This window comes from Oscillibacter sp., from assembly GCF_032060045.1.
Lineage (GTDB): Bacteria > Bacillota > Clostridia > Oscillospirales > Oscillospiraceae > Oscillibacter.
On sequence record NZ_DAMBZJ010000006.1, the window covers coordinates 63,995 to 74,443 of the forward strand.

Annotated in this window: 7 protein-coding genes; 2 read left to right on the forward strand and 5 right to left on the reverse strand. The window is 53.5% G+C overall.

Annotated elements, in window-relative coordinates:
* From RT018_RS04055 to RT018_RS04065, 3 genes are all read right to left on the reverse strand, one after another.
* Window positions 1–982 (reverse strand): diguanylate cyclase domain-containing protein (locus RT018_RS04055; RefSeq protein WP_312939518.1); only part of this gene is annotated, 982 nt, incomplete at its 3' end.
* Window positions 983–1,016: 34 nt separating this feature from the next.
* Complete coding sequence (locus RT018_RS04060; protein ID WP_312939519.1) at window positions 1,017–1,547, reverse strand: 4-vinyl reductase; 531 nt, start codon at window positions 1,545–1,547, stop codon at window positions 1,017–1,019.
* 10 nt (window positions 1,548–1,557) lie between these two features.
* Window positions 1,558–4,335, reverse strand: a complete 2,778-nt coding sequence (locus RT018_RS04065) for an HD domain-containing phosphohydrolase (RefSeq protein WP_312939522.1) — start codon at window positions 4,333–4,335, stop codon at window positions 1,558–1,560.
* Window positions 4,336–5,481: 1,146 nt separating this feature from the next.
* Here RT018_RS04065 and RT018_RS04070 point away from each other — a divergent pair.
* Entirely contained in the window at window positions 5,482–6,789 is a 1,308-nt protein-coding gene (locus RT018_RS04070; RefSeq protein ID WP_312939524.1) for an SLC13 family permease, read from the forward strand.
* A gap of 555 nt (window positions 6,790–7,344) precedes the next feature.
* Here the strand turns inward: RT018_RS04070 and hutH are convergent.
* On the reverse strand, window positions 7,345–8,913 hold the full coding sequence (gene hutH / locus RT018_RS04075) for a histidine ammonia-lyase (protein WP_312939526.1): 1,569 nt from the start codon (window positions 8,911–8,913) through the stop codon (window positions 7,345–7,347).
* Window positions 8,914–9,503: 590 nt separating this feature from the next.
* Here hutH and RT018_RS04080 point away from each other — a divergent pair.
* On the forward strand, window positions 9,504–9,806 hold the full coding sequence (locus tag RT018_RS04080) for a YerC/YecD family TrpR-related protein (protein WP_312939527.1): 303 nt from the start codon (window positions 9,504–9,506) through the stop codon (window positions 9,804–9,806).
* Window positions 9,807–9,953: 147 nt separating this feature from the next.
* Here RT018_RS04080 and RT018_RS04085 read toward each other — a convergent pair whose 3' ends face one another.
* The gene (locus RT018_RS04085; protein ID WP_312939530.1) at window positions 9,954–10,364 is read right to left on the reverse strand and encodes a hypothetical protein; all 411 of its coding nucleotides are present in this window, start codon (window positions 10,362–10,364) and stop codon (window positions 9,954–9,956) included.
* Window positions 10,365–10,449: the final 85 nt, after the last annotated feature.

Sequence of the window (10,449 nt, forward strand, 5' to 3'; positions counted from 1 at the left end):
CCCCGCCGATGCGGCAGACCACCGCATTTGAAGAAAAATTCAGCATCGCGCCGGATATGGCCAAGATATACCGGTCGCCCTCCTCGTGCCCGTACCAGTCGTTGACCTGCTTCAAATTATCCACATCGATGAAGCAAAGAGCAAAGCTCCGCTTCTCCGCAATCCACTTCTCCAGCGTCTCCATTCCATACCGTCGGTTGTTCAGTTGGGTCAGCGTGTCAAAATTTGCAATATTCTGAAGCCTACGCATTTGCTCCCGTTCCGCGCTGATGTCAGCCAGCACAAACGCCATGGCGTTGTACTGGTCCCAGCGCAGGGGGTGCACCGACACGGAAAAATTCTGTGTCTTGCCGCCGTCCGCCGGGAGTTCCAGCTCCGTCACATAAATGTCACTCTTCCCGCGCATGGCGTCTGTCTGTCGCTTCAGCCACGCAAGCAGCTCTGTCGCTCCTTCCTCGCTGATGGGAAGATCGTTTGACGCGCTACTGACAAACAGAATATCAGCGGTATCCGCATCGGTCACAATGATCTGCTGCTCAATCTGCTTGGACAGCATTTCGTAAAGGCTTCTGCTTTGCATCATGGTGCGGATCTGCTCGAGAAGAACTGTCCTCCGCCGGTCAAGCTGCTCGGTCATGGTGTTAAAGGCGTCGGAAAAGTCCCCCATAAAGTCCACGCGCTGGCGATAATCTCCCATAGCCACCTGCTGGGCCTGCCACGTCAGGTGCCTGAGCGATGCATGAAGCGCTTTCAGGGGCGCGGCCAGCTCATTGTCGGGCCGGGGCAACTTTATATTCAGATTCCCCTTGGAAATGGACTTGGCAAGTCTTGCGTTGTCCGCCAGGCATTTGCAAAGGGCAACCAAGCTGTTTCCAAATCCCCGCAGTTCCTCCGGCAGCTCGCTCACATTTAAAACCGCGCTCTCGGGGTCGTGCATCACCTGCTTTAGATAGTCCTGCAAAATCTCCGCCGCCGAGTTCATATGTCACTCACATCACTTTCTATGCCGCTCCGTCTTAAGCCGGCGTTCCTCGAAAGCGGCACACCCGGTCGCCGTTGGCCCAGCAGTCAATTTCCTGCACTTTGTACTTTTCACCGGTGTACGCCTCCAGAATTCCCTCGATAAACCCCTCGTCATAGTAGCATACGGTTTCGTCGGTGATGGGAATGCCGCTGCAATCCAGATCCTCTGCCACTGTGAGCACAATTTCCCCGGTATCCTCCACATAGCTTTCCATCCGCAAGATACCGATTTTCAGGTCTTTAAGCGCTTTTTGCAAGTCCGCTACAAAGCCGCCGAACTCCACCGTCAAATCCAGCATATGCTTTGCAAATTCCGATCCCGCCAGATATCCTGCCTGACGAAAATAGCCGTTAGCCCGCTCGCTGCCCCACTCCCGGCTCAGCACATCCAGCATGGTATACTGCATCAGGCGATAGACCAGCACCGGCATCTCCAAGCCTAAATCTCCCCGGCCACCCTTGACGTCGCCAAGATTCTCCCATCTGAAACGATTATGGGTAAATGCCTGTTTCTCTGTGTCCATCAAACTCCCCCTAAACCTGCGGCTTGTAAAATATGCCCCCGTGTTCCTCTTGCAGCACATCCAGCATCAATCCCGCCATCTGCGGATCAAACTGCGTGCCCATGTTTTTCCGAATTTCCAAAGCGGCCTGCTCCACGGGGACGGCCAGACGGTATGCGCGCTCGCTGGTCATGGCCTCATAGGCATCTACCACCGCGAAAATGCGGCTGGCCATGGGGATTTCCTCCCCCTTCAGCCCCCGAGGATAGCCCCCTCCGCCCCAGCGCTCATGGTGGGCGAGAATCATTTCCGCCACGCTGGAAAGCTCTGGTGTCGCCTGGGCGATGCGAAACCCGATTTCGGGATGCCGCTTCATCTCGACCCATTCCGCGTCTGTGAGCGGCCCCGACTTCTTCAGAATATCAGGGTTGACGCCCACTTTCCCCACATCGTGCAGCAGGGCAAGAAGAGACAGCTCGTTCATCTCTTTGGAGGAAAGCTGAAGTTTTTTGCCCATGGCGTGGCAATACTTTTCCAGACGCTTGGAGTGTTCCTCCGTTTCGCAGCTCTTTTCATAGAGGGTTGCAAGCAGCGTGCTAATGATAGCGTTGCGATAGCTCTTTCCGTTCAGCATCTTTTGTTGATACATGTATTCCTCTGCCCGCTGCAGCACAAACTGTACGGTGGTTTCAGCGTTATCCCTGCATGCGCACCCCAACGACAGGCTGAGCGCCAGACTGCTCCCTCTGATTTCAACCTGAACATTCTTGATGGACCGGATAACCGCCCCCGCTTCCTCCAGCCCTTTCCCGGGCATGAGAATCACAAATTCGTCTCCGCCCAGCCGAGCAACAAAATCACTTTCCCCGCTGCACTCCTGCATCGTCTTGGCCACGCTTTTCAACAGCGCATCTCCCGCGCTGTGCCCAAACACATCGTTGGTGATTTTCAAGCCGTTTACATCTGCCATAATCACCGAGACGGGAATCTCTCCCGCCGCGTCCATGCGGCTCATCGTCTCTTCGATGAACCGACGATTATACAGACCCGTTAAAGCGTCGTGATAGCTCAAAAATTCGATTTCCTTGCTGTGGGCTTTCTCGCTGCTGACATCCCGGAAAACCATCACAACGCCCAGGATATCCTGGCTCTGGTCCCCACGGATGGGGGCGGCGCTGTCAGCAATCGGCGTGGGGCTCCCCTGTCGGTCCACCAGCTCTGTGTGATTGGCAAGTCCCATGACCACACCAGTCTCCAGCACCTTTTGTATGGGATTTTCTGCCGCTTGGCCCGTCTCCTCGCTGCGTAGAACAAATACCTCGGAAAAGGGCCTGCCCAAAGCCTGTCCGTCACCCCAACCCGTCAGCCGCTCGGAAACGGCGTTCATTCCCGTAATGATCCCCGCCCGATCCGTGGTGACCACGCCATCGCCCATGGACTGGAGCGTAGTGTGCAGCAACTCCTTCTCCCGAAGAAGCTCCTCACGATAGTTTTCCCGCTCGGTCACATCAAATAAAATCGCATAAAACAGCCTGCGGTCTTTGTCCCAAATTTCGGAGGCGTATACGTCCAGCAGCCTTGTCTCACCATTTCTCAGGCGGTGAGGTGCGGCCACATAAAGTGCCCCCGTATCCACTTCTTCATGTATCCTTTGGCGCTGAATGTCGCGGGGCAAAAGGTTAAACTCCAGCGCGTTCTTTCCCAGCATCTCCTGTTTCTCAAAGCCGAAGTAGCGCAGCAGGGCCGGGTTCGCGTCCATGATTTCTCCCGTTTCCGCGTCTACCACCACCTTCAGCGCACCGTGTTGTTCAAACATCGCCTGAAACCGGGATGCAAACGCCCGGTTGCGTTTCTGGGACGCTTTCAGCTTTTCTTTGCTGGAACGAAGCTGGTAAAAAGTAATCCCCGCCGCCGACACAGTAATCAGGATGGTGGTGATGCTGGTGATCACCACATCCCGAAACAGTGCGACGGAGCGCAGTAGAACATCAGGTCCCCGCACAACGCTTACCAGATACCAACCGTTATATTCAAGATGCGCAGAGGAAAGAAAATAAGTATCCCCGCCACGAAAAAATCTGGCGCTGGAGGAGCCCCCATTCATCACGCTCACCATCATTTTGCCTGCTTCCGTCTCCGACAGGCCATATCCCCGCAGATCGTCAAGCAGATTTCCCAATCGCTCCGGCTGATAGGTATTATTGACAATCTCTCCGCTGCCGGTGATCACGCAGCTATATGGGTTCCGATAAACGCCGCCGTTGGAAACACTGGAAAGCAAATTTTTCCCTTTCAGGCGGATGCAGAGCGCGCCCGTCATGCCAAAATCGCCGATCAGAGGTTTGATAATCAAAAGGTCCTTCTTTTCCTCCTCGTCGGCCACCACGCTGATCATGGTAATGCCCTTTTGAAGCCGCCCCTCGTCTTCTTGGCTAACGGGCAGCTTTCCCTCCTTAATTTTCTCATTGGAAAGATAGGTCACAAAATCGCCGGATACAAAGCCGGTGTGCCGGTCCAACTGCTCCTGAATATCTCCCTCAAGCTCGAACTCAGAGCTTAATAGCAAGGCTTCCGCCGATCTCAGGGATTTCAGTGCCTCCGCGATGTCCCGTTTAATAACCGTGGCGGTGTGCTGCGTATTGGTATTTAGAGTGGAGACGATGATTCTCTCAAATTCCGTGTCCAGCTTTTGCTTCTCCCACAGCAAAAGCAAACCAATGGATATTGTAAACACAAGGACAATGAGCACAAAGCCCCGGACCGATCCCTTTTTTAACGCCAGCACAAGTTTTTCCTTGGCGTTTTTCACACAGTTGCCTCCTTTATGTTTCTCCCAACTTGTCATCGCTCCGACAAAACGGGGTGAACCCCAAAGGAATCGTTTTGCATCCATTTTCAAAACCGCACCGATATCCTCTACCTATTAATAAGCGCGCAGGTTTCCAGCCAAGTGAAGCTTTCTTAATGCGCGTAAAATTTGATAAGTTATTATGACATTATACAGCATGTTCTTTTTCGTGCATACTGAATTTCTCTATATTCCAATCATTTTTGTATAATTCGCTTAAATTTTCGAAAGAATTCACTTATTCTACCCCGAATATTTAGCTTTTCGTATATACCGTGCCCCACCCCTTTAAAATGGACACGTAAGACTTGAGGACAATGTAACGAAAACCCCTGATTTATGAAATAAATTACTCTTTTGAAACCTATTTTTCTGGTGTATTTCCCCGAAAGTGCATACTTTTCGCGTACATGTCTTAAAACGTAGCACTCTTTAATGCCTTATTTAATCGGGAATCAAAAATAATTGTTTGGAATATATTGTAAATTTGTTTGTAAAATGATATACTTTTCTTTATTAAAACGCCGACGTCGAATAAACCGCCCTCCTCTTCCCAAGGCCCGGAAAACCAATTAATGAAAGCCTTGTTCACGGCTGTTCCGCAGGCTTAATATCCCGCCGTGCGAATGTTGGAAATACCAACCCGGACAGTAGATATATCCTTGCGCGCTCTCTGTGAATCATACAAAAATAGACGTTTTATAGACGCTCTATCATGTAATATACACCTAATCACGGAAAAACCGGAGGAACTTTTCGGACGGAATCCCGTTTTCTCGTGAGACCTTTGCCGAGTATTTTCGGAAAGGGCTATGTGAGAAAGCGCAGTCTTGCCCAGACCGCGTCCGCCCGTATTCGACCGCCCTCGGCGCCGATTGTCCGCCCTCAAATGCGGACAGTCTTTCCTATGTCTGTATTGTTGCAGCGAATCTGTCCGGAAAGGAGGGCAATTACGGAAAATGGAAAAAGCGGACGCACCGGCAACTCCCGGCGCTCCGCTCTAAAAAGTTTCCCGTAAACACTGCAAATTTTAACAATCATAAGGAAAGAGAGATTTCTAGCATTTTAAAGATTTTAGAGATCTTTTAGGAAAGGGAGATTGAAATAATGTCTATTTTATTAAATCCGGTTCTTATCTCCGTAGTCATTCTGTGTGTTCTGTGTCTATTGAAGCTGAACGTTCTTCTGTCCCTGATTATTGCCGCCATCGTTGGCGCCGTTTTGGGCGGCATTGACATTCCCACGGCCATGGGCATCCTGACCGCCGGCTTCAGCGTAAACGGCGGCACCTCCTTGGCTTACCTCCTGCTGGGCACCTTTGCCACTGCCATTGCCGCCACGGGCCTGGCCGACATGATGTCTAAGAAGCTCTCCAAAATCATGGGGAAGAACGCCAAGTTCCTTCTGGTGGTGCTGGCCGGTGTGGCCTGCCTGTCCCAGAACTTGATTCCCGTTCACATCGCTTTCATTCCCATTATGATTCCTCCCCTGCTGAGCCTGTTTAACGAGCTGAAGCTTGACCGTCGGGCGGCCGCCTGCGCTCTGGCATTCGGCCTGAAAGCTCCTTACATCTCCATTCCCTTTGGCTTCGGTGCCATCTTTATGGGCATCATTGCCGACAACATGACCAAGAACGGCATGACCACCACCATTGGTGAAATTGCGCGATACAACTGGATTCTGGGCGCTGCCATGCTGTTTGGCCTGATTTTGGCCATTTTTGTGACCTATCGCAAGCCCCGCGAGTACAAGGAACTGTCTGTGGATATGTCTGCTCACGATGCGGTTTCCGATAAGTTCACCAAAGAGCATGCCGTCACCCTTCTGGCCATCGTCGTGGTGGTTGCCGTTCAGATTCCCACCGAGTCTTTGGCTCTGTCCGCCCTGTGCGGCTTGATGGTCATGTTCGTGTTTGGTGCCATCAAGTGGAAGAAAATTGACGAGCAGTTTGACGGCGGTCTCAGGATTATGGGCATGATCGCCTTTATCATGCTGGTTGCCGGCGGCTTTGCCGACGTGATCAAGTCCACTGGTGCGGTGGATGAGCTGGTTCAGGCGGCTGTCGGCATCATGGGTGGCAACAAGCTCGTCGCCGCCACCGTTATCACGCTGATCGGCCTTTTAGTTACCATGGGCATCGGCAGCTCCTTCAGCACGATCCCCGTGGTAGCGGTGCTGTATGTGCCTCTGTGCCAGCAGATGGGTTTCTCCATACCCGCCACCATCATTCTGATGTCTGCCGCCGCCGCTCTGGGCGACGCCGGTTCCCCCGCTTCCGACACCACCTTGGGGCCCACGGCCGGTTTGAACGCAGACGGACAGCACAACCACATCTGGGATACCTGTGTACCCACCTTTATTCATTACAACATTCCCTTGATGATCACGGCGATTGTCGTCTCTCAGTTTGTCTGAGCCAAAAACAAACGCAATCTGACCGTCTGCGGTCCGGTATTCACCGGACCGCAGACTTTGTCTTTCTCTTCGCAAACACGGTGCGGCGCCGGAAACAGGATTCTCGGGCGGGTCCTCCCCAGTGGCAAGACGTTCCGTCTGGCAAATATCCCTACAACCAATCCGCGTACGGGCCAGGACTGCTCTCCGCAGGGACGTACGGCGTACCTTGAATCAGCTTTACAAGGTATGATTTCCACATTGCAAGCCCATAAGCTTTAAGCGCCGCCTGAATACGCGCGCTCGTAAATATCCGTCGGCCTAAAGCTGCCAAAACCGTTGACAGGGTGCCCTTGCATCCGCTGCACCTTTCCTGCCATGTTCTCCCCTCACTGACTAGGCGACGCAACGGAGGGTTCATGCTTCACGGAAAAAGGACGATATCGGCAAGAGACACACTCTGCAAAAAGAAAAGCCTGCATGAAACGGCAGAAATGCTCTCCGCAAAGAACTAAGCAAAAAACCGCCGCGCCGAAGATCGGCGCGGCAGTTTTTATCTACTTATTGAGAAGTAGCTTATTCAAAGTCGGGGACGTGCTTCTTCACGATGTCCAGCAGTTCGCCGCTGCGGACCATCTTCTCCACCTCCGCAATGTCCTGCCAGATTTCCCGGTCGATTTCATAGAACTCAACCTTCTCGCGCACGTGCTTGTACATGGCCTCGTGCACGGGAGCCATGCCCTGCCCGTGGGTATTCAGATTGCGACGGATATCAATCGCCTGACAAGCAGTCAGCAGCTCATCCGCCAGAACGGACAGGGTATTCTGCACAATCCAGCCCGCCTTGCGGCCCGCCGTGGTACCCATGGAGACGATATCCTCCTGATTGGCAGAGGAGGGAATGGAGTCCACCGACGCGGGATGCGCCAGGACCTTGTTCTCGGAAACCATGGAAGCAGCGGAATACTGCACAATCATAAAGCCGGAGTTCACGCCGGGCTTGGTAGTAAGGAACGGGGTCAGTCCGTTGGACAGAGCCGCGTTTACCATGCGCTCGGTGCGGCGCTCAGAGGCGTTGGCAATCTCGCTGCACGCGATGCCCAGCGTATCGAAGGGAATCGCCATGGGCTCGCCGTGGAAGTTGCCCCCGGAGATAACTGCCTCGTCATCGAGGAACAGCAACGGGTTGTCTGTGACGGCGTTCAGCTCAATCTCTACCTTGGTACGCACATACTCCAGAGCGTCGCGGACAGCGCCATGAAGCTGAGGGATGCAGCGCAGGGCGTAAGCGTCCTGTACCCGGTCCTTCTGGCAGTTGTCCAGAATCTCAGAGTCCGCCAAAAGCTTGCGCATATTGGCCGCCACCAAGATCTGACCCTTCTGGCCACGGACAGCGTGAACACGAGGGTCAAAGGCATTACGCAAGCCGGTGAGGGCCTCAAAATCCAAAGAACTGATGGCATCGGCCAGTTGGGCGGCACAGATGGTGTCAAACAGTGCCAAAGAGCCGACGGAGGTCATGGCGCAGGTACCGTTGGTCATGCCAAGGCCTTCCTTGCACACCAGTGTCTTAAGCGTCTGAATGCCGGCCTTGGCCATGGCCTCCGCGCCGGTGAGCTTTTCGCCTTTATAATTAGCCATGCCCTTACCAAGCATGGGCAACGTCATATGGGCCAGAGGGGCCAAATCGCCGGAAGAGCCCAAAGAGCCCTTCTGAGGTACCACGGGAGTAACGCCCGCGTTCAGCATAGCCAGCATCATCTCCACCAGAATGGGACGGATACCGGACACACCCACGCACAGCGCGTTCGCCCGCAGCAACAGCATTCCACGCACCACCTCGTCGGAATAGGGATCACCGGTACCGGTGCAGTGACTAAGGATCAGGTTGGTGGACAGCTCGTTGCTCATCTCCTCGGGCACGGCCACCTTCTGGAAGTCTCCAAAGCCCGTGGTGATCCCGTAAGCAACGCGGTTCTCCGCCACAATTTTTTCTGCCAGCGCGCGGGACTTCTGCATGGCCTCCAGCGCGGAAGCAGCCAACTCCACCGTCGCGCCATAGCGGGCGACAGCCACGAAGGACTCCAGCGTCAGGCTGTGTCCGTCAACAACGACATGCTTTATTTCAGAAGGCTTCATAATCATTTTAATCGTTACCTCGCTTCAAATTTTTGTCCTGCAATTTCAGCCTCTTTCAAAAACATCCGCCCTCGCGGGCCACAGCCGGAAAGGGATGCGCCATAAGCGGCATTTACAGGTTCTGTGAGATATGAGAAATGGTTTCGATGGTTCGGGTCAGGCGCGCTTCCGGCTCTCTTGCGCCGGAAGCGCCGTCCACCCTGCCCAGGGGTGAACCTGCCACAATCCTGTCTGTATTGTGCGCTTGTCGATTTAACGTTTTTGCACAAACACATAATATCATCATTTTTGTACGAAATCAACATTTATTTTTTCATTTTAACATTGTTTTTTGTTCATTATCACGGTGTATCGGTAGCGTATTAGCGAGATATAGGAATAGTGTATTATCATGTGGATTTTTAAACTATAAATGCCTGCCGATGTTTGGAAAAATTGACGGATCACGGGGGAAAGTAGATTGACAGTGGCGGTAAAGTCTGTTATTCTTTGGCCATAGGACACCCTGTTACCGTATAAAAGCAATCCCGCCGCCGGAGCCGACGCACGGCGGCGCCTGATTTTGAAAGTGGGGCTGCAAGATGTATGAGAGCAGAATGAAATCGGAAATGGTAGACCATCTGTATCAGGCAATTCTCTCCCTGAAGGATCAGGAGGACTGCTACCGCTTTTTTGACGACTTGTGTACCGTCGGAGAGATTCAGGTCATGGCCCAGAGATGGATGGTGGCCCGGATGCTTCAAGACGGCGAAACTTTCAACGCCATCAATGAAAAAACCGGTGTATCCTCCGCCACCATCACCCGTGTTCGGAAATGTCTGGTCTACGGCGCGGAGGGTTATGCCCGGGTGATTGACCGTCTGGCAGACCCTGCACCGCCCAAAAAGAAAAAGGGATAAACCCTATTAACACGAAAACCCGTCCCCGACAAGCATCCCATCCGCATCGGGACGGAGACCCCTGCCATATGGCAGGGATCTTTGATCGGAAAATCCCCGGCGGCGCAAATTGCGCTGCCGGGGATTTTTTATCCACCGAGGCCGGGATCACTCCTCAGACGCGCCCTGAATTTCCAGCAGCTCCAAGGCATGCTGGCCGGCGGCGGTGAGGGCCATGCTTCCCTTGTGGGGAAATCCCTCGTAAGCTGTATAGTCGAAATTCGACAGCGGCAGATCATAGTCCAGCCGGACCAGCCGCTTTTGGGCCAGCGACGTGATAATCTGGCCATACTCCGCCGGGGTGTATCTTGCACCCTCCAAATAAATCGGGTCCTGCGACCCCTCCCGCCGGGCGATGGGAAGAAAAGGTGTCTGGGCCAGGTCCTGCAACAACTCCAGCTCTCCCTCGCCCATCCATACGCTGGCTCTTGCGCTGCACCCGCTGCACCCATCGCAACCGCCGGCCGTTCCGCAGGCTCCGCCGCCGCACGCGCCGCACTGATTCTGTTCGCTGTTCATATGCCCATCTCCAATCCTATTTAAGAATTTTACTGTTTTGTTTCTTTCTGCCGGTCGGCCAGGCTCTCTGCCGCGAACAACAGCG